Raw genomic sequence first — 19,827 nt, forward strand, 5'->3', positions numbered from 1 at the left:
CCGACGCCTCGCCTGCGTAGAGGGTCACAATTCCGCCGACCGCCCCGACAGCTCCGCCCGGAGCTGCCGGGCCGCGTCGGTGAGGGCCGTATCCCGGCGCAGGCGCGGGCGGGGAACGTCGATCGTCATGTCGGCGGCGACCCGTCCGGGACTGCCCGCGAGCACCACCACGCGGTCGGCGAGGGTCACGGCCTCGTCGATATCGTGGGTGACGAACAGGATGGTCTTGCCCGTCGTCGCCTGGATGCGCTGCAGCTCGTCCTGCAGGCCCTCGCGGGTGAAACTGTCCAGCGCCGAGAAGGGTTCGTCCATGAGGAGCACGTCCGGATCGACGGCCAGCGCGCGCGCGATGGCGACGCGCTGGCGTTGCCCACCCGAGAGCTGGTGCGGCCAGCGCTGGCCGAGGTCGCCGAGCCCCACGAGGGCGAGCATCTCCTGCGCCTTGGCCAGGCGCTGAGCCTTCGACAGGCCGCCGCCCTCGAGACCGAAGGCGACGTTGGCGATCACCCGGCGCCAGGGCAGCAGGCGGGCGTCCTGGAACACCAGCGCCATCGGCGTGCGGCAGCCCTCGCGCGTGGCGAGGCGGACCGTCCCACCGCTGGGCTCGGCGAGGCCGATCAGCACCCGCAGGACCGTGGATTTGCCGACGCCGGATTCGCCGACGATGACCACGAACTCCCCGCGCGCGATGGAGAGGTCGAGCTCCGACAGGATGACGTTGCGGATTCCGTCGCGCTCGTAGGCGAGGCTGAGGCCGCGGATGTCGATGATCGGGTCCATCAGGCGCGCCACCGCAGGAGCCAGCCCTGGAGGGCGACGAAGCCGGTATCGAACAGGCCGTAGAGCCCGGCCATGGTGAGCATGTAGACGACCACGATGTCGGTGGAGAGGAGGCTGGAGGCCTGCATCATGCGGGCGCCGACGCCGGGCACGCCGAAGATCTCGGCGGCCACCACCGCCATCCAGGCCTGGCCCAGCGCCGTGCGCAGGCCGACGAGGATGCCGGGGGTCGCGGCCGGCAGCAGGATCTTGGTGAGACGCGCCAGGGGCGAGCGGAAGCCGAAGGCCTGGGCGACCTCCACGAGGTCCCGGTCGACCCCGCGCACCGCCCCTTGCGTCGCGAAGAACACGATCCAGAACACGCCGATGGCGATGATGAACACGGCGGCCGAGGGCTGGACCCCGAACCAGATGATGGCGAAGGGCACCCAGGCGAGGCCGGGGATCGGGCGCAGCAGGCGCACGATCCAGGCGGTGAGCGCCTCGAAGCCGCGGAACATCCCCACGACGATGCCCAGCGCGATACCGGCCCCCGTGCCGACGGCGAGGCCGACGAGGTAGTGGCTCAGGCTCGACCACACCGCCTCGCCCCAGACCCCGAGGCGGATCTCGTTGAGGAAGGCGGCCGGGATCGTGCTCGGCGGCGGCAGGAAGGCCGGGTTGATCAGTCCGAGCCGAGGCATCGCCTCCCAGAAGAGGAGGAAGGCGACGAGTCCGAGAGCCGCGAGGGCGGGGGCGCGAAGGGCCTTCATCCGATCAGCGCGCGATGGCCTTCTCGTAGTAGCGGGAGTCGAACAGCCCATCGAGGGGCACGTCCTTCTCCAGGGCGCCGATGGAGACCTGATAGGCCTGCATCGCCTTGGTGGCGACGATGATGGCGCGCGGATCGACGGTGAACTTCGCCGCCGGGGAGGTGAGGGCCTTCTGGATGGTGGCGAGATCGACGATGCCCTTGCCGAGGGCGGCGAGCACGTGGGGCGCAGCCTTGGCCGAGTCGGATTTCAGCAGGGTGTCGGCGCGGATGAGGGAGCGCACCAGGGATTCCACGGCGCCGGGATTCCGGTCGGCATAGGCGCCGTAGACGCCCACCACCGTGCCCGGCTGGTCGGGGAACATCTCGGCCCCGTTGGCGATCAGCGCGATCGCGGGGTTGCGGCCCTGGACGATGGTGAGGGCCGGCTCGCGGATCGAGGCGCCGTCCACGGCGCCGGCGAGGATCGCCTGCTGCGTGGCGTCGATGCCCATGGACACCACCTCGGCATTGGCCTTGTCGGCCTTGGCCACCTGCCACAGCCAATGCTGCAGGGTGGTGTTGGGCACCGAGCCGAGGGGCTGGGTGGCGAGCCGCGCGGGGCGGCCTTCCTTGGCCTTGAACTGGGCGAAGGCCTCGGCCTTGCTGGCGCCGTTGGCGAAGAACGGGGCGAGCTTCGGCCCGGCCACGAACACCATCTCCTCCACCGCGGTGGAGGCGACCACGCGGACGTCGATGTTCTTGGTCCGCGCCACGGCGAGCGGCGCGACCCCGGCGACGTAGACGTCGATGGTGCCCGACGCCAGCGCCTGGATCATGTTCGGGCCGGATTCGAAGGTGGTGAAGGTGGGAGCGAGGCCCGCCTCCTTGAGCCAGCCTTCGCCGTTGGCCACGAAGATCGGCGAGGCGCCGATGACCGGGATGACGCCGATCCGCATGGGGATCGGCGCGGTCTGCGCCTGGGCGGGGGCGGCGAGGACGAGCCCGACGAAGGCCGTCAGGAGCGTCGCGAGGACGGGGAGGGGAGAGCGCATCGGGAGATCCGGATTCCGGAGCGAAGGGTGGCCCGGCAAGGAGCCTCGAGCCCGGCCATGCCACAGGCCGCGCATTCTTCAAACACCCGTGAGCGAAAGAACGGCCCCGGCTTCGCAATCGGGGAGGGCGTTCCACGCTCACGCTTCGCCGCGCGGTCTTTATTCCCCTTCGCCGGACCGGAACGGGCGCGGCCCGATTCCGTTGAGAGCAGGAGACCGGCCACATTTCGTCGCGGCCGGCCAACGACAAGGACACAACGCCATGAGCTTTCTCGGCAGCATCGTCAGCAAGATCCTGCACCCGTTCGGTGGCGGAAGCACCAGCGCGGAGGCCGCCCCCGCCGACGCACCGGCCGGCACGGCCACGACCGACACGAGCGGCGCCGCAGCGGCCAAGCCCGGCGAGCCGGTGGACGTGGAAGCCGTGCTGAACGGCATGGCCGCGAAGAACTCCCAGACCCTCAACTGGCGGACCTCCATCGTCGACCTGATGAAGCTCCTCGACATCGATTCGAGCCTCAGCGCCCGCAAGTCGCTCGCCGACGAGCTGCACTACACCGGCGACAAGGAAGACTCGGCCACGATGAACGTCTGGCTGCACAAGCAGGTCATCAAGAAGCTCGAGGAGAACGGCGGCAAGGTGCCGGCCGACCTGAAGGATTGATCGCAGGCGAGCGTCCCCCTCTCCCCGCGGGCGGGGAGAGGATCGCGAACACCTCGCCGTGTCCGCGATGAGCGAAAGGCGAAGCCGAAGCGAGGGTGAGGGGGCGAGTCCGAAAGAGACTCGTCCGTCGTCGCCCCCTCACCCTCGGCTGCCGCCTCGACGCGCCGACGACGAGGTCGTCGCGTCCCTCTCCCCGCGAGCGGGGCGAGGGGATCCACACACCTTCACCCCCGCGCGCGACAGCGCCGGGGGCATGGCCCAAAAGAAGCCCCAAAAGGGGGACGCGGGACGCCGCGAAACCCATTGAGCGCTAGAATTGTTTGCCGGTCCCCCGGCGTCCCGTCAGGCTCCGGCGTTCCCGCCGGGGCCTGTTTTTTCGTCGCGGTGTCTCCAGCGGTCCTCGCGTTGCGTCGCGCTTTGGTGGTGGTCGTTCGATCCCATCCCGGCTGTTCGAACGGACTTTGCCCCGCACGCCCTCTCGTATTGGAGGGGTCGCAATCCTTGTCATGGGAGCCCAGACCGAGGTCGATGCCGGGGCATTTAACTCCCAGTTCCTCGCCCCGATCCGAGCCTCCAGCCTTGGCGAGCCGCCGCCCGGGGCGATGGTGACCGACACCACCGACGCAGGCACCGCCCCGCCGCCCTTTCGGCCCACCCGGTCGGTCACCGGACAGGCCCCCTTCGCTGGGCGGCATATGTGGGGATATAGGCATGGAATAGGAATTTTGTCAATAATAAACTTGAGTTCGAGAGCGGGTGGTTTACATGTGGCTCATCGGAAGCGGGTCGCTACCGGTTGACAGCATTGTTTATGTAAATTGTTATGCCCACAATATAAAACAATAGATTTGGGATTGAAATGGCTTTGTACTTTACGAACCGGCGCCTACATCAGATTTTTTGCGATATAAAGCCTCACTTAAATAGCAGTAAACGCAAGGATTTTGTTGGGCGCCTCAATAGCCCATCAGTTGACCAGTCGCTTCCCGCAGAAATCGAACTCGCTTTAATTTGGGCGCTTGCACAGACGGGAGATATCGACGTCGAACCAGAATGGCTCACAGAGATTAAACGGCCTGATGCATACACTGAAACACTAATCCCTGGCTATCCAGCAGTTGTGGAGATCACTGCCCACAGCAATGGACGAATGGCATTTGAGGATCCCATGGTCAAATCCGCCACAAGAATTTCGGAATTTGCGGACACCGTTGAACGAAAATTTAGTGAGAAATTGCGTTTTTGCTTCTCTTGTTTACGAATATATAGAAATAACACATTCGAAAGACTACCAAAAGCTCGACAGAACTACAAAATTTCGCAGCACGGAAAAAATCAAATTCGACGCTGGATTGAAGTCGGCGAAGATCGGCTTGAGTATCTTCAGTTCGAGGATGGCGAAGTTGAATGCCAAATACGATGCACAATTCCAGTGCGAATTCCTATGACACAACGAGTCTGGACAACTGCACCACCCGAAACATACGACCTCGTCGACAATCCTCTTTTCGAAGCGTTGGACCGAAAACGTAAGCAACTTTCTGGCACTCCAGATGGGATTGCTCGAATTATTTTCATCGCTGACGCTGGATCGGATCTACTACGGAAAATCGATAGCAGCAGCATGCGAGACTGGAGCAATCCTAAAACTGGCTCCCAAATTATCGAAAATTTTCTTTTAAAGAGAAAGCTAGATATCGACGCAGTCGTTGTCTTTACGCCTCACAGATCAACAAAGTCACCATTTGGAATTCCCGCAATTTTAAATCAGTCAAAAGTTCAATGGCTTACTAAGATTTTTACTAGCAGTGAGTTTAGCGCAGACTTGTCAGGACTTGAGAATATACGGCGAGCCCTTCCAAATCCTAAGCGCGAGGGATATCAGGCTAGATCAATCGGTCAACAGTATCATACATCTAAAATTCGAACTCGTTTATATCGTGGATATAGAATTGTGTCTGACATGAAAAGTATGAAGTTTAGCATATCATCGAAGGCATTATTTGATCTGTTATCAGGCATGCCAATGGATGAAATTTTAAGAGATGCTATTCCGGAACAGATTCCAGCGCTGCGCGATCGTGGATATACGATTAATGATATAAAATTCGAATCAAAAGGCCTCGACTCCGACGACGATCACATCGTAATCACCCTTGCACCAGATCTTTCTAATACGCCGTTTTCCATAGATTAGATTGAATTAAATCAGCAACACAATTAAAGCTCGGCTAGAAATAAACAAACATTCATATCAAATCATTCAATATAGAATTTGGATAATATTATTATACAGGCAAAAAATAATTCATCGATCACCGCCCCGTCCGCACCCGCGTCCAATTCCGCGTCACGAACCGCTGCGTCCGGTCATCCCAGGCCTGGTTGGTGAACAACCGCTGCATCGTCGCCTCGTCCGGGTAGATGCCGGCATTCGAAAGAATCTCCGGCTTCACCAGGGGTTTGGCGGCGAGGTTGCCGTTGGCATAAGAGACGAAGTTGGTGTTGGCGGCGGCGACCTCGGGGCGCATCAGGTAGTCGATGAAGCGGTGCGCCTCCTCCGGATGGGGGGCGTCCTTGGGGATGGCGAGGGCGTCGAACCACATCAGCGCGCCTTCCTTCGGGATGAAATAGGCGATCTCGACGCCGTTCTTCGATTCCTCGGCGCGTTTCTTGGCCTGCATCACGTCGCCGGAATAGCCGACTGCGAGGCAGAGGTCGCCGTTGGCGAGCCCGTTGATGTATTCCGAGGAGTGGAATTTTCGCACCGAGCCGCGCACCTTGAACAGGGCGTCGGTGACTTGGGAGATGTCGTCCCAGCGCTTGGTGTCGGGCTTGAGGCCGTAGGCCGGCAGCATGCTGGGGATCAGGTCCTCAGGGCTGTCGAGCATCATCACCCCGCAATCCTTGAGCTTGGCCATCAGCGAGGGATTGAGCACCAGGGTCCAGGTGTTGAGGGGCTGGTTGGGGCCGAGGCGCTCGCGCACGGGGCCGAGATTCACGCCGATGCCGGTGGTGCCCCACATGTAGTCCACCGCATAGGCGTTGCCGGGATCGTAGACCGCGAGGCGCTGGGCGATTTCGGGCCAGGCGTGTTTCAGGTTCGGGATCTTGGCCTTGTCGAGGGGGCGGAACACGCCCGCCTTGATCAGCCGCTGCAGGAACGGGCCGGTGGGCACCACGAGATCGTAGCCGGACTGGCCGGCCAGCAGCTTCGTCTCCAGGATCTCGTTGTTGTCGTAGGTGTCGTACACGACCTTGATGCCGGTCTCCTTGGTGAAGGCGTCCAGCATCTTGGGGTCGATATAGTCCGACCAGTTGTAGATGTTGACCACGCGCTCGGGGCCCTTCTGCTCCTCAGCCTGCGCCGAATTGAGGAAGGCGAAGGCCAGGAACAGCGACCCGGCGAGGCTGAGCGCCAGCGCGATCAGAAGGATGACGAAAACGATCCGGCGCATCGGCTGGCTCCTCGCGTGTCAGTGCGTCAGGCGGGGAGTTTGGCCGCGACGACGACGATTTCCACGAGGTATTCGGGTGCGGCGAGCTTGGCCTCCACCGTAGCGCGGGCGGGCGGGTTGTCCTTCGAGACCCAGGCATCCCAGGCGGCGTTCATCTCGGCGAAGGTGGCGATGTCGGCCAGATAGATCGTGGTCGAGAGGATGCGGCTCTTGTCGCTGCCGGCCTGGGCGAGCAGCCGGTCGATCTCGGCGAGGATCTCCTGCGTCTGCGCGGTGACGCCGACCCCCACCACCGTGCCGGCCACCTGGCCCGCGAGGTAGACCATGTCGCCATAGGTGACCGCCTGGCTCATGCGGGCGCCGGATTCGAAACGGGTGATCGTGGTCATGCGGGGATACTCGAGAATGGGGGAGGGTGCTCCCGCGTTGTGCCGTGCGGGAGGGCCGCCCGTAAAGGGGCAGGGGGACGCGCCCCCTCGGGGAATGAGACATTCTCGCCACGCCGGGCGCAACCCATCCCGCGATGCGGCGTTGCTTGACCAATACGGCCAAGTCCGGCGGGGACAATCCCGGCCGCCGCGTATCGGGGATCATCTCATGGGTATCATCTGGACCATCATCATCGGCTTCCTCGCCGGTGTCGTCGCCAAGTTCATCATGCCGGGCGACAAGGAGCCCGCGGGCTTCATCCTCACCACCATCCTCGGCATCGTCGGCGCCTTCGTCGCCACCTTCCTCGGCCAGGCGCTCGGCTGGTACGGCCCCAACCAGGGCGCGGGCTTCATCGGCGCGGTGGTCGGCGCCATCGTGGTGCTCGCCATCTACGGCTTCATCGCCAGCCGCCGCACCACCACCCTTTGAGGCTCATGGGGTGCGGGTCGTGTGACCCGCGCCGGAGATCGGACAGACAAAAAAGGGGCGCCCCATCGGAGCGCCCCTTTTTCGTGTCTTGGGTTCAGGAGATTTGGGTTCAGTAGATTTGGGTTCAGGAGATGTAGCCGGCCGACTTGACCGGGCAATGGCCGGTGGCGCCGCGAATGGCGAGGCCGGCGCCGACCACGAGGGCGGCGAGGCTCAGCCACTTGTTCGGCCGGGGCTGGGCGGCGGCGGCCGCGATGCCGAGGCCGAGCACCACGGACATCGCCCGCTCGGTGGTGGACAGGTTCGCTTCGCCCTCGAAGATGCTCGGAATCATCGGATCTGCCATGGTGGAGTCTTCTCCTCGTGTTGCGTCGCGGGGCGAACGCGGCGGGAGGATGGGTGTTCCGAGAGAACGGAGGCCGGATGGGTACGAGCACACGCAAACCGATCTCCGTGGCCGAGATCCGCCGCCTCGCCGGCCCGGAGGTTTTTGCGCGCGGCGACGAGTACCGGCGCCGGGACGCGGTCTCCGACCTCGTGATGCGCGGCGACACCCTCACCGCCGCGGTGGCGGGGAGCGAGATCGATCCCTACCGGGTGAGCATCCGCATCGCGCGGGGCAAGGCGACTGCCTTTTCCTGCACTTGCCCCTACGAATGGGGCGGCGCCTGCAAGCATGTGGTGGCGGCGCTGCTCACCCTCGCCGACGATCCCGGCTCCGCCGTCGCCCGGCCGACGCTGGACGCCCTCCTCAGCCCCTTGAGCGCCGAGGCCCTGCGCGACCTGATCCTGCGGCGGGCGGAGGAGGATCCCGACCTCAACGGCTGGATCGAGGCGGACCTCGCCACCGCGTTGCGCCCCGGCGGCGCGCCGGTGGACACAACCGCCGTTTCCGCGCGCGCCCGCGCCGTGCTCTCCGGCCCCTCCCGACACCGCGACTTCTGGGACGGCTATCGCCCCAGCGGCAATGCCGACGCCCTGCGCCACCTCGCGGACAAGGCCGTGCCGCACATGGAGGCCGGCGACGGTCGCAGCGCCCTGCGCATCCTCAAGGCCGTGGCCGAACCCGTGATCGAGGACTGGCTCGGCGGCGGCTACGAGACGGACGAAGAGTTCTACCTCCTCTTCCACGATCTCGGGCGGATGATGGCCGAGGCGGCGCTGCTCTCCGACCTCGACGGGGGCGAGCGGGAGGCGCTGGTGGACACCCTGGAGGGCTGGGACGCGGAGCTCTACGACTACGGCGTCGAGGACGGCTTCGGCATCGCGGCCCGCGCCCTGGAGCAGGGCTGGGACGATCCCGCGCTCAACGCCATCCTGGAGGGCGGGACCGGGCCGTGGCCGGCGGACGACGAGGACCTCACCGAGCTCGAACTCACCGCGATCCGCCTGCGGGTGCTCGACGCGCGGGGCCACGGCGACGCCTATCTCAACCTCGCACGGGCCGTCGGCGCCGAGGCGCGCGTCGCCACCATGCTCGTGCGGCTCGGCCGGATCGCGGAGGCGGTGGCGCATGGCAGCGCCCGCTTCACCCTGCCGGACGAGGCCCTCGACCTCGCGCGGGCGCTGATGGAGGCGGGCCGGTCCGATGAGGCGTTCCACGTCGCCGAGGCCGGGCTCGGCCTCGCGGGGGGCGATGCCGGCGACAGGGACGACCAACCGTGGCGTCCCGGCGCCTCGGTCCTCCCCCTGGGCCATTGGCTGCGCGAGGCCGCCGACGAGGCAGGGCACACGGAGCTGGCCGTCCGGGCCGCCCGCGCGGCCTTCCGGCGCTCGCTGTCGCGCGAGGATTACGAGGCGGCGCGCGCCGTCGCGGGGCAGGGCTGGGACCGGCTGAAGCCCGATCTCCTCGCCGGGCTGATCGCCGCCGACCGCGCGCCCGACCGGATCGAGATCCTCCTCGACGAGGGGATGATCGACGAGGCGGTCGCCGCCATCGGCGAGGCGACGGGCTACGACACGCCCGAGCCGGTGACTTTGCGCCTGCTGGAGGCGGCGCATGGGCGCCATTCCGATTGGGTGATCCGCACCGCCGAGCGCAAGGCCGTCGCGATCATCGATCAGGGTCAAGCGGGCCGCTACGATGTCGCCGCGGCCTTCCTCGCCTGCGCCGCCCGGGCCTACGACGCGGCGGGGCGGATCGACGACTGGACCGCCCGCATCGAGGACCTCATCGCCACCCACCGGCGCAAGCACAAGCTCCGCCCCCTGCTGGAGGCCCTGCGCTACGACGCGTGAGCCTCACGCCCGTACATGGCCGGCGGGGTTCGATGCGGCGACAAGGCCGTCGTCGATCTCGCTCGCCCGCAACGCCGCCGGCCGGGCATAGAGCCGGCCGACATAGGCCTCGAAGGCGGGGCGGCGCGGAATCGTGCCGAACTGCATGCCCCAGCCGAGATGCGAGCCGAGATAGAGGTCGGCGGCGCTGAACCGGCCGCCTGCGAGATACTCCGTGCCCGAGACCGCGCCTTCCAGGGTATCGAGCACCTCGGCCATGCTGCCGTAGCCGGCCATGCCCTTGCGCTCGGGCGGCACATCGATACCGAGCGCCGTGTTCAGGACGGCCGCCTCCACCGGCCCGGCGGCGAAGAACAGCCAGCGGTAATACGCTCCGCGCTCCGCGCTGCCGGATGGCGGTGCGAGACCGGCGTCTGGGAACGCATCGGCGAGATAAGCGAGGATGGCGGCGCATTCGGTGACCACGCTCTCGCCATGGCGCAGGGCCGGCACCTTCCCCATGGGATTGATGCCGAGATAGGCCGGCTGCTTCAGCGCTGTGAAATCGAGGATCTCTGCCCGGTAGGGCCGCCCGACCGCCTCCAGCATCCAGCGCACGATCCGCCCGCGCGACATCGGGTGGGTGTAGAGGATGAGGTCTTCGCTCATGGGGCCTCCCTGGGACGGTGGTCGCCGGCGATTCGCCGAGGCCGGGGAGGGTACGGAGCTGACCGGAGCCGGCAAGTGCTTGTGGCTGCCACCAGACCACCTCCACCTCAGCTGCGGCGCCGCAGCCTCGGGAGGGTTCCGGGGATCGCAATGATATCTGAAGCCCTCCTTCGAGGCCTTCGCTTCGCTCCGTCGCCTCAGGATGAGGTGGTTTGGCGGGATGAGCCGTGTGCGGCCGGCCCTATCGCCATCACCAGACGTCCCACCCAATCACCTCATCCTGAGGCGCCGCGTAGCGGCCTCGAAGGAGGGCTCCAGAAGATCGCGGTGGGTTCTGGAGCCCTCCTTCGAGGTCTCCGCTCCGCCCCGTTCCTCTCCGAACTTTCATGCATCGGTCGAGGTCGATGTCATCGATACACACCCAGGGCGCAGCGGAACGATCATGGCCATCCGCCTCTGACGATACCGGATGATGGAGTGAGCACCGGGCACGACCATCTCGATCATGGGCGCGCTTCCCGAGGCATCCGTGCCCCAAACGAAAAAGCGCGGCCCCTCTCGGGACCGCGCTCTTCATTCTCGATCAACCCGAAGGCTGAGGGGGCTTACGCGTCCTGGCGGGGTCCGCGGGCGCGGTCCTGCTCGGCGTTGCGCTCGGCCTTGAGCTTCTCGGTGAGGTCCTCGCCGGTCTCCTGGTCGACGACCTTCATGGAGAGGCGGATCTTGCCGCGATCGTCCGCGCCGAGGAACTTCACCTTGACCTTCTGGCCGTCCTTGACGACGTCCGTCACCTTGGCGACGCGCTGGGCGGCGAGTTCCGAGATGTGGACGAGGCCGTCCTTGGCGCCGAAGAAGTTCACGAAGGCGCCGAACTCCATGCATTTCACGACGGTGCCGTCGTAGATCATGCCGACTTCGGCTTCCGCCACAATCGACCGGATCCAGTTATAGGCGGCCTTGATGGCCTTGCCGTCGCTGGAGGCGATCTTCACCGTGCCGGTGTCGTCGATGTTGATCTTGGCGCCGGTCTTCTCGACGATCTCGCGGATCACCTTGCCGCCGGTGCCGATCACTTCCCGGATCTTGTCGGTGGGGATCTGCATGGTCTCGATGCGGGGCGCGTATTCGCCGAGCTCGGGACGGGCATCGGTGAGGGCCTTGGCCATCTCGCCGAGGATGTGGACGCGGCCTTCCTGCGCCTGATGCAGGGCGACCTTCATGATCTCCTCGGTGATGCCGGCGATCTTGATGTCCATCTGCAGCGAGGTGATGCCGGCTTCCGTGCCCGCCACCTTGAAGTCCATGTCGCCCAGATGATCCTCGTCGCCGAGGATGTCGGACAGCACGGCGTAGCGCTCACCCTCGAGGATGAGGCCCATGGCGATGCCGGCCACCGGACGGCGCAGGGGCACGCCGGCATCCATCAGCGACAGCGAGGCGCCGCAGACGGAGGCCATCGAGGACGAGCCGTTCGACTCGGTGATCTCGGACACGACGCGGATCGTGTACGGGAACTCGTGGGCCGGCGGCAGCACGGGATGCACGGCGCGCCAGGCGAGCTTGCCGTGGCCGATCTCGCGACGGCCCGGGGAGCCCATGCGGCCGGTCTCGCCCACCGAGTAGGGAGGGAAGTTGTAGTGCAGCAGGAAGGTCTCTTTGTAGGTGCCTTCGAGCGCGTCGATGAACTGCTCGTCCTCGCCGGTGCCGAGGGTGGCGACCACGAGGGCCTGGGTCTCGCCGCGGGTGAACAGCGACGAACCGTGGGCGCGGGGCAGCACGCCGACCTGGGACACGATCGGCCGCACGGTGCGGACGTCGCGTCCGTCGATGCGGGAGCCCGTGTCGAGGATGTTCCAGCGCACGACCTTGGACTGCGCTTCCTTGAACGCGGCCTTGACCTTCTCAGGCGAGAACTTCTGCTCGCCCTCGGCCGGACAGAGAGCCGCGATCACCTTCGCCTTCACGGCGTCGACGGCAGCGTAGCGCTCCTGCTTCACGGTGTTCTTGTAGGCGTCACGGAGTTCCGCTTCGCACACGTCGAGGACGGCCTGCTCCACGTCGCCGTTCTCGGGCGCGGAGAAGTTGCGGGGCTCCTTGGCGGCCTTCTCGGCGAGGCGGATGATCGCGTCGATGACCGGCTGGAAATGCTTGTGGCCGAACATCACGGCGCCGAGCATGGTCTCTTCGTCGAGCTCCTTGGCCTCGGATTCCACCATCAGCACGGCGTCCTGCGTGCCGGCGACGACGAGATCCAGGGTCGAGTTCTCGAGCTCGGGAACCGGCGGGTTCAGGATGTACTGGCCGTTGACGTAGCCGACGCGGGCCGCGCCGATCGGGCCGGTGAAGGGCACGCCCGACAGGGTGAGGGCGGCGGAGGCCGCCACCATGGCGAGGATGTCGGGATCGTTCTCGAGGTCGTGGGTCAGGACGGTGACGACGACCTGGGTGTCGTTGCGCCAGCCTTCGACGAAGAGGGGGCGGATCGGGCGGTCGATGAGGCGGGAGACCAGGGTCTCCTTCTCGGAGGGACGGCCTTCGCGCTTGAAGTATCCGCCGGGGATGCGGCCGGCGGCGTAGGCGCGCTCCTGGTAGTTCACGGTGAGCGGCAGGAAGTCGATTCCGGCCTTGGGCTCCTTGCCGGACACGACGGTGGCCAGCACCGAGGTCTCTCCATACGTCGCCATCACGGCGCCGTCGGCCTGGCGGGCGACCTTGCCCGTCTCGAGGACGAGCTTGCGGTCGCCCCAGATCAGCTCTTCACGTTGTACGTCGAACATATGTCATGCCTTCCTGCGGTCGGGCGTGCCCGGCGCCGCCAGGGGCAAGACGGCGAGGAGTTCCGCGCCGGACCGGCGAAGAACTCCTGGCGATCCTGTCCCCGACGAGTGCGCCTCGAAGCGGCCCGATGGTCGCGCGGCCAGACCCATTCCGGCAGCGCGGGACGTCAATGAAACGCGGCCCTGAGCCAGGCTCGGGACCGCGAAAATTGCCTTAGCGGCGGATGCCGAGACGCTCGATGAGGCTGCGGTAGCGGGCCTCGTCCTTGCGCTTGACGTAGTCGAGCAGCGAGCGGCGCTGCGAGACCATCTTCAGGAGGCCGCGGCGGGAATGGTTGTCCTTGCCGTGGGTCTTGAAGTGGCCGGTGAGGTTGGTGATCCGCTCGGTGAGGATCGCCACCTGGACCTCCGGAGAACCGGTGTCCTTGCCGCCGGTCGCGTATTCCTTGATGAGCGCAGTCTTGCGCTCGGCCGAAATCGACATCGCATTCCCTTTCGATACGGGTTTTCGGATCGAGACGGTTTTCTTCGAGAAAGACCGCCTCAGCCTGCGACGGGGCCTGTGCCGGGATGTCGTCCAGCACGGTCGCGTTCACAAGCAGCTTTAGCCCCGTGCCCGTTTCCGGGTCGAGGCCAGAGGACACATACACGAATCCGGGCTTCGTGCCACCCCCGTCCCGGCGCCTGCCCGGACGGATGCCGGGCCTTCGCTCCGCCTCGGCGGAGCGTCCGGAACGACGCAAGGCCGCCTCGGGCCATTCCAAGTCTAACGTCTTGATTTATCGTATTGTCTGTCGACGAGCCGGGCTCCATTTCGCCGCAAAGGTCACACTGCGACAAATTCGAGCTTCTGTCTTTTGCATTCAAACTTAAATGTGATAAAGGCTCGGCCTCAACTAAGAAGCGCAATCAGGTTTTCCGAAACGACTGGGGGTGGAATGAACCGGATCATCATCAAGATCGGAAGACCGATAGCATTTGCTGTTATTGCTTTCGTATCAAGTTATTACTTGTTTGGCTCGGCCTTTATCGCGTTGGCACTTAGCCTGATCCCCCTGCTGCTCGGGGGGCTTGGTGTCTTCGAGAGCTTTTCCTACACAGTCGCGGCGCTGATCTTCGTCGCCGCCGTGATCTGGGCCGTCGTTCCCGCCGGGACGAAGGAGTTCGTCAAGCAACACTACGATGCCGCCGTGAAGGAGTTCGTGGCCGGCATGCCCGACACGAAGAAAACGGACTGAACCGGTATCGAAAACAGCGTTCGCCGGTTCTGCGGCCGGACCGCCCCGACACTCAGAAGCTTGTGCGCAGCCCGATGGGCGGATGGAATCAGCCGGAGGCGGACAGTCGATCCGGCACAGCCGCGCTCACCGCGCGGATGTCCTGCACGAGCGCGTCGATCCGCTCGAGCTCAGAATCCCAGGCGAACATGAATCGGGCGCCACCGCCGATGAAGGTGTAGAAACGCCAGCCCCTGTCCCGCAAGGCGTCCAGTCGCTCGGGCGATGCCTTCAGGAATACGGCGTTGGCCTCCACCGGAAACATGGCGGCAAAGCCCGGGCACTCCGCCACCGCCCCGGCGAGACGTCGCGCGCAGGCATTGGCATGGGCCGCGTTGCGGATCCAGGCGCCGCCCTCCAGCATTCCGACCCAGGGCGCGGTGAGGAAGCGCATCTTCGAGGCGAGCTGCCCCGCCTGCTTGCAGCGATAGCCGAAATCCTCGGCGAGGGCGGGATCGAAGAACAGGATCGCCTCGCCCGCCGCCATGCCGTTCTTGGTGCCGCCGAAGCAGAGCAGGTCGACCCCCGCCTTCCAGGTCATCTCCGCCGGCTCACAGCCGAGGCTGGCGCAGGCATTGGCGAAGCGCGCGCCGTCCATGTGGAGGCGCAGGCCGAGGTCCCGGCAGCCGGCCGAAACCGCCCGGATCTCGTCGAGGGTATAGAGCTGCCCGGTCTCCGTCGGCTGGGTGATCGTCACGACGCGGGGTTTGGGGAAATGAATGTCGGAGCGCCCCGTCGCGAGCCCCCGGATGAGGGCCGGCGTGAGCTTTCCGTCCGGGCTCGCCGCCACCAGCAGTTTCGAGCCGTTGGAGAAGAATTCCGGGGCGCCGCACTCGTCGGTCTCCACATGCGCCGAGGCCGAGCAGATGACGCTGTGGTAGGACTGGCACAGGGAGGCCAGCGCCAGGGAGTTGGCGGCGGTACCGTTGAAGGCGAAGAACACCTCCGCATCCGGCTTGTCGAACAGATCGCGGAACGCGTCCGACGCCCGCTTCGTCCAGGCATCCTCGCCATAGGCGGGCACCGAGCCGCCATTGGCCGCTTCGGTGGCGGCCCAGGCCTCGGGACAGATGCCGGCGTAGTTGTCGCTGGCGAATTGCTGGGGTTCGGACTTCATCGTCGCTGCGCCTTCCGTCGGTCCCAAAGGGGAGCCGAAGCGACGCGTGGCGAAACCCGTTTCGTTGCCGGTTCGGCCACATCCCCTCCAGTCGATGAGGGCTCCACCTTGCTCGGATCAGCAGGTTGGCGTCGGGCGTCGCCGCGACTCTTGATGCGATAGGAGGCTTATCAGCGCGCGGGGCCGGCCGCAACGCGACGGGAGTGATGCGTGCCGCCCGTCCTCCCACACTGGGAGGACGGGCGAGGAGCGAACTTCAGGCAGTCGGGCGACCCGAGCGGCCGGAATAGCGGCGGCGGAGGTAGGAGACGACCCTGGGGAGAAGGAAGGCGAGGATCAGCTTGCGCATTTGGAGGACACTCCGGAGCGGTGAATAAGATGCGGCGCCCATCCGGGGCCGCCAGTCCGAAGTGCAATGATCGGCAGGGCTTTGCGTTCCTCGGCCGGCCACACGGATGGGATGCGCCCGCCCGTCACAGGTCGAGGGTCAGCGTCACCGGTACGTGGTCGGAGGGTCGCTCCCAGCCCCGCGCCTCGCGGAACACGTCGACGGAGCGCGCGGTGCCGATGAGGTCGGGCGAGATCCAGGCATGGTCGAGGCGCCGCCCCTTGTTGGCGGCCGACCAGTCCGGCGAGCGGTAGCTCCACCACGTGTAGATCTTCTCGGGCTCCGGGGTGAGCACGCGGGCGGCGTCGATCCAACCGGCTTCCCCGCGCAGTTCTTCCAGGGCCTGCGTCTCCACCGGCGTATGGCTGACCACGGAGAGCAACTGCTTGTGCGACCAGACGTCGTGTTCGAGGGGCGCCACGTTGAGGTCGCCCACCAGGATCGCCGGGCCGGCCATGCGCCGTGCGCCCCAGGCACGCAGGTCTTGCAGGAAGTCGAGCTTATGCGCGAATTTCGGATTGAGCCCGACATCCGGAACGTCGCCGCCGGCCGGGACGTAGAAATTGTGGATCACGAGGCCCGCCGCCGCGCCCGCCTCCGGCCCGAGCACGGCCGAGATGTGGCGGGCATCCGGCTTCCCGCAGAAGGCCATGACGTCGCGGGTGAGCAGGGGAAAGCGCGAAAGGATGGCCACACCATTGTAGCCCTTCTGGCCGGCGAAGACGACGTGCTCGTAGCCGGACCCGCGCAGGGCCTTCAGCGGAAACGCGTCGTCCGGGCACTTGGTCTCCTGCAGGCAGAGCACGTCGGGCTTCGCTTGCGCGAGGAACCGCAGCACGAGATCGATGCGCAACCGCACCGAATTGATGTTCCAGGTGGTGACGGAGAGGCGCAACGGGTCTAGCTCACAGATGTGATAAGGGACGGGATCGGCCGCTTCGATAGACCGGATCGGCCCGCCCGTCGCCGCACAAATGCCGCGTTCCATCAGCGAGAAGGACGCGCCGCCGCCGTTTCAGGAAGGATCGCCCGTCGTGTCGCGCACCCGCTCTGCGCTCTTCAACGTCTACTGGGCCGCCTGGACCGCCTGTTTCGCGCTTCCCCTCGTGGTGCTCGCGGCCCTCGGCTGCCCGACGAAGCCGATCCGGGCGGCGACGCGGCTGTGGTCGCGCGGCATCCTGTTCGGCCTGCGCCACATCGTCGGCCTGTCCTATGTGGAGGAGGGGCGCGCCCACATCCCCGCAGAGCCGTGCCTCATCGTGGCCAACCACCAATCGGCCTGGGAGACCCTGGCCTTCCTCATCCTGATCCCGAACGTCGCCATCGTGGCCAAGCGCGAACTCGTGGCGATCCCCATCGTCGGCTGGTTCCTGCGCCGCTCGCCGATGATCATCATCGACCGGGCCAACGGCACCCAGGCCCTGCGCACCATGATCGACGAGAGCCGGATGGCCATCGCGGAGGGGCGCTCGATCCTGATGTTCCCGGAGGGCACCCGCAGCACCATCGACGCGCCGGTGCAGTTCAAGCGCGGGGTCGAGCTGCTCTACGCCAAGCTCGGCCTACCGGTCCTGCCCGTGGCGGTGAATTCCGGCCTGTACTGGCCCCATGGCGGCTCGCGCCACATCCCCGGAACCGTGGTGGTGAGCTACCTTGAAACCCTGAAGCCCGGCCTTTCGGGCGGGGAGTTCATGCGAGGCACGCAGGACGCGATCGATGCCGAACTGAACCGCTGGCGGAGCGGCGCCCCGGACATGAGCCTTCGGGCGTCGTGAGCGAGAAAACCCTCGCCCCTCGGCGGGCTACTGGATTCATACTGAGCAACTCGATCATTGAAGCAGGAAATTCCTGAATCGAAGATGAAGGAAGATCCGGATGAATCTACGATCCATACTGAGTATTATGCTCGGAGCAAATTTAATGACGGCCGGCGGTGAAGGTGTCGCGGCTCCTGCAGAAAACCCGTCGTTGAAGCCTTGCAATTGCGCTGATATGCCTGAGGATCAAAATTTGATCCTGGCAGATGGATCGCTTGCTGATGTAAGAATTATTCAAATTGGTGAGGTTAATCTCTATATCCCGACAAGCTGGGCACGGCCATATTTTCGCATGGGTGAGCCTGGCGATACGGTCATTATACCGAGCAGTACAATTTTTATCCCCGAGCTTCTCGAGGTGGAGTGTCCGGGCTTAGTCCACGTGCTTAGCCTTGAGCAAAGCAGCCCGGCAATGACTTTATGGTCGGGCAGTCGAAGGAGACCTTTGCCAGGCATCTCGCCTGATGGGGATGTGTCGATAGTGCGCATCGTTGCCGATTTGCCTAACCCGAACGAGCGGCTCAAGGTTGTTTATGGCCGCCTGCATCATTTGCCCAGATTGAAGCCCGTGCCGGGTATTCTGGTTTATCTGGGAATAGGCGCAGAAATTCGAACGACAAACGTTCAGAGCCCGGCCATCGAAGATTTAGTTCGGTGGTTAGCTTCACCACCTATCTCCCGCGATAATAGCCGTACGTTCCAATTCAAGGTCGAAGTTCCATGACTGGCGACGAGCGAGATAATTTCTGACCCAGCTGTAGTTGCAGGCCTGCGTGCCAGATATGATGAAATTAATGCCATTCACGCTGCCGGCAATGACGCGCAGAAGGGCCTTTGGGCACCGCTGTACGAAGAACTTTACGCGCTCGTAACGGACTTCTCCGGAAGCGGTCCCGCTCCAAAAGCGGGGGTGGATCGTCAATCGTGGCTTTGGTTTCGGGGCGCCCGATTCGTGAATGCCGGAAGCGGACCGTTCGCCGCATTGATACGAGATACAACCATCATCTGTTCGATGGCTGTTTTGTCTAAGCAGGTTTAGCAAAAGTGGTCACCGGTTTTGCGTCCCGAAACCTGCGACACGTCAAAGGCCTAAGCGAGGTGAGGCGCAACATGCTCCCTCTCCTGGAAGGAGAGGGCTGGGGCGAGGTGTGGTCCATCTCCGAAAAACTCACGCACCTCACCCTGTCCCTCTCCTTCCAGGAGAGGGGACCCGCGCATCCCGCGAGAATGTGTGAACATCGTAGCTCTGCGGGGGGGAGGGAGCGCCCCCTCACTGCGCCTTGATCTGCTTCTCCATCGCCTTGTCCTCGCTGCGCCCGTAATTGATGAAGAACTGGCTGCCGTCGATGGCCTTGCCCTTCTGCAGGTTCGAGAGCTGGACCGTGGTCTGGTAGCCCTGCGGATCGGTGATCCGCCACTGGCTGAGGGTCTTCATCTCGGCGTCGAAGAACAGCTGGATCTTCGAGGTGCCGCCCAGCGTCGCCCGGTCCTCGAGCGAGATGCGGATGCCGCCCGGATCGTTGGCGATGTCCGACACAGTGAGGTCGCGGGCGAGGTCGATCTTGTCGCGGAGCAGGAATTTCAGCGGCGTCTGCGAGATGAAGTAGAGGTCCTGGGTCTTCAGCTTGCGGTCCTTCACCGCCACCGACGTGCCATCGGCCACCACCTCCATGGGGGAGGGCTGGTCGTAGTCGAAGCGCAGGCGGCCGGGCTTGGCCAGGGTCAGCTTGCCGCCGATGCGGCGCCCGTCGCCGGCGATCTGGACGAAGTTGCCGCTGAGCGTGGTCATCCCGTTGAAATAGGCGTTGGCCTGGGCGAGCACGGCGGCGGGCTCGGCATCGAGCATGGAGGACGCGGCGGTGGGGGCACCGACGGCGGCCACCTTGGCGGGCGCGTCCGAGGGCGCGGCCTTCGCGGCGGGCTTCGCGCCGGGAGCCGCCTTGTCCGACCCCGCCTTGGCGTCCTTGGCGGGTTTGGGTGCCTGGGCCGCGGGCTTCTTCGGCGCGGCGGGAGCGGC

19 protein-coding genes and 1 riboswitch are annotated in these 19,827 nt (G+C 65.2%); of the genes, 7 read left to right on the forward strand and 12 right to left on the reverse strand.

Going from position 1 to position 19,827, the window contains the following annotated elements:
* Positions 1 to 24 precede the first annotated feature (24 nt).
* From FV220_RS03635 to FV220_RS03645, 3 genes are read right to left on the reverse strand one after another with little or no spacing between them, the layout of a single operon-like run.
* On the reverse strand, positions 25 to 780 hold the full coding sequence (locus FV220_RS03635) for an ABC transporter ATP-binding protein (protein WP_187273319.1): 756 nt from the start codon (positions 778 to 780) through the stop codon (positions 25 to 27).
* A complete protein-coding gene (locus FV220_RS03640; protein WP_147829694.1) occupies positions 780 to 1,532 on the reverse strand; it encodes an ABC transporter permease in 753 nt (250 codons plus the stop codon). Before FV220_RS03640 ends, FV220_RS03635 begins: the two co-directional genes overlap by 1 nt.
* A 4-nt stretch (positions 1,533 to 1,536) precedes the next feature.
* Positions 1,537 to 2,565, reverse strand: coding sequence for an ABC transporter substrate-binding protein (locus FV220_RS03645; RefSeq protein ID WP_147829696.1), 1,029 nt, complete (start codon positions 2,563 to 2,565; stop codon positions 1,537 to 1,539).
* Positions 2,566 to 2,827: 262 nt separating this feature from the next.
* On the opposite strand from FV220_RS03645, the gene FV220_RS03650 reads away from it, so the two are divergent.
* Both FV220_RS03650 and FV220_RS03660 read left to right on the forward strand, forming a co-directional pair.
* Entirely contained in the window at positions 2,828 to 3,229 is a 402-nt protein-coding gene (locus FV220_RS03650; RefSeq protein ID WP_018044134.1) for a DUF3597 domain-containing protein, read from the forward strand.
* A gap of 859 nt (positions 3,230 to 4,088) precedes the next feature.
* Positions 4,089 to 5,426, forward strand: coding sequence for a hypothetical protein (locus tag FV220_RS03660; RefSeq protein ID WP_147829700.1), 1,338 nt, complete (start codon positions 4,089 to 4,091; stop codon positions 5,424 to 5,426).
* Between the two features lie 118 nt (positions 5,427 to 5,544).
* Here FV220_RS03660 and FV220_RS03665 read toward each other — a convergent pair whose 3' ends face one another.
* Together FV220_RS03665 and FV220_RS03670 are read right to left on the reverse strand one after the other, a co-directional pair.
* Positions 5,545 to 6,687 (reverse strand): polyamine ABC transporter substrate-binding protein, encoded by a 1,143-nt coding sequence (locus tag FV220_RS03665; RefSeq protein WP_147829702.1) that lies wholly within the window; start codon positions 6,685 to 6,687, stop codon positions 5,545 to 5,547.
* A 26-nt stretch (positions 6,688 to 6,713) separates the two neighbouring features.
* Positions 6,714 to 7,076: a RidA family protein gene (locus tag FV220_RS03670; RefSeq protein WP_147829704.1), complete on the reverse strand. Its 363-nt coding sequence runs from the start codon at positions 7,074 to 7,076 to the stop codon at positions 6,714 to 6,716.
* Positions 7,077 to 7,284: 208 nt separating this feature from the next.
* Here FV220_RS03670 and FV220_RS03675 point away from each other — a divergent pair, with 208 nt between their 5' ends.
* Positions 7,285 to 7,548, forward strand: a complete 264-nt coding sequence (locus tag FV220_RS03675) for a GlsB/YeaQ/YmgE family stress response membrane protein (protein WP_018044131.1) — start codon at positions 7,285 to 7,287, stop codon at positions 7,546 to 7,548.
* Between the two features lie 124 nt (positions 7,549 to 7,672).
* On the opposite strand, the gene FV220_RS03680 is transcribed toward FV220_RS03675, so the two are convergent.
* A complete protein-coding gene (locus tag FV220_RS03680) occupies positions 7,673 to 7,894 on the reverse strand; it encodes a DUF2892 domain-containing protein (protein ID WP_147829706.1) in 222 nt (73 codons plus the stop codon).
* Between the two features lie 77 nt (positions 7,895 to 7,971).
* On the opposite strand from FV220_RS03680, the gene FV220_RS03685 reads away from it, so the two are divergent.
* The gene (locus FV220_RS03685; protein WP_147829709.1) at positions 7,972 to 9,786 is read left to right on the forward strand and encodes a hypothetical protein; all 1,815 of its coding nucleotides are present in this window, start codon (positions 7,972 to 7,974) and stop codon (positions 9,784 to 9,786) included.
* A gap of 3 nt (positions 9,787 to 9,789) precedes the next feature.
* Here FV220_RS03685 and FV220_RS03690 read toward each other — a convergent pair whose 3' ends face one another.
* The 3 genes from FV220_RS03690 to rpsO form a co-directional block, all read right to left on the reverse strand.
* Positions 9,790 to 10,434, reverse strand: coding sequence for a glutathione S-transferase family protein (locus tag FV220_RS03690; protein ID WP_147829711.1), 645 nt, complete (start codon positions 10,432 to 10,434; stop codon positions 9,790 to 9,792).
* Positions 10,435 to 11,039: 605 nt separating this feature from the next.
* A complete protein-coding gene (gene pnp / locus FV220_RS03695) occupies positions 11,040 to 13,211 on the reverse strand; it encodes a polyribonucleotide nucleotidyltransferase (protein ID WP_147829713.1) in 2,172 nt (723 codons plus the stop codon).
* Positions 13,212 to 13,425: 214 nt separating this feature from the next.
* Complete coding sequence (gene rpsO, locus FV220_RS03700) at positions 13,426 to 13,695, reverse strand: 30S ribosomal protein S15 (protein WP_018044126.1); 270 nt, start codon at positions 13,693 to 13,695, stop codon at positions 13,426 to 13,428.
* A 454-nt stretch (positions 13,696 to 14,149) separates the two neighbouring features.
* Between rpsO and FV220_RS03705 the strand changes: the two genes are divergently transcribed.
* Complete coding sequence (locus FV220_RS03705; RefSeq protein ID WP_018044125.1) at positions 14,150 to 14,449, forward strand: hypothetical protein; 300 nt, start codon at positions 14,150 to 14,152, stop codon at positions 14,447 to 14,449.
* Between the two features lie 88 nt (positions 14,450 to 14,537).
* On the opposite strand, the gene FV220_RS03710 is transcribed toward FV220_RS03705, so the two are convergent.
* The gene (locus FV220_RS03710; RefSeq protein WP_147829716.1) at positions 14,538 to 15,605 is read right to left on the reverse strand and encodes a low specificity L-threonine aldolase; all 1,068 of its coding nucleotides are present in this window, start codon (positions 15,603 to 15,605) and stop codon (positions 14,538 to 14,540) included.
* 50 nt (positions 15,606 to 15,655) lie between these two features.
* A riboswitch (SAM-I-IV-variant riboswitch) is annotated at positions 15,656 to 15,767 on the reverse strand.
* A 311-nt stretch (positions 15,768 to 16,078) separates the two neighbouring features.
* Positions 16,079 to 16,888 (reverse strand): exodeoxyribonuclease III, encoded by an 810-nt coding sequence (locus FV220_RS03715; protein ID WP_147829718.1) that lies wholly within the window; start codon positions 16,886 to 16,888, stop codon positions 16,079 to 16,081.
* 79 nt (positions 16,889 to 16,967) lie between these two features.
* Between FV220_RS03715 and FV220_RS03720 the strand changes: the two genes are divergently transcribed.
* Together FV220_RS03720 and FV220_RS03725 are read left to right on the forward strand one after the other, a co-directional pair.
* Positions 16,968 to 17,768, forward strand: a complete 801-nt coding sequence (locus FV220_RS03720) for a lysophospholipid acyltransferase family protein (RefSeq protein WP_147829720.1) — start codon at positions 16,968 to 16,970, stop codon at positions 17,766 to 17,768.
* A gap of 100 nt (positions 17,769 to 17,868) precedes the next feature.
* Entirely contained in the window at positions 17,869 to 18,534 is a 666-nt protein-coding gene (locus FV220_RS03725) for a hypothetical protein (protein WP_147829722.1), read from the forward strand.
* Between the two features lie 546 nt (positions 18,535 to 19,080).
* On the opposite strand, the gene FV220_RS03730 is transcribed toward FV220_RS03725, so the two are convergent.
* Positions 19,081 to 19,827: outer-membrane lipoprotein carrier protein LolA (locus tag FV220_RS03730; RefSeq protein ID WP_147829724.1), on the reverse strand; the 747-nt coding region annotated here is incomplete at its 5' end.

This window comes from Methylobacterium sp. WL19, from assembly GCF_008040005.1.
Taxonomy (GTDB): domain Bacteria; phylum Pseudomonadota; class Alphaproteobacteria; order Rhizobiales; family Beijerinckiaceae; genus Methylobacterium; species Methylobacterium bullatum.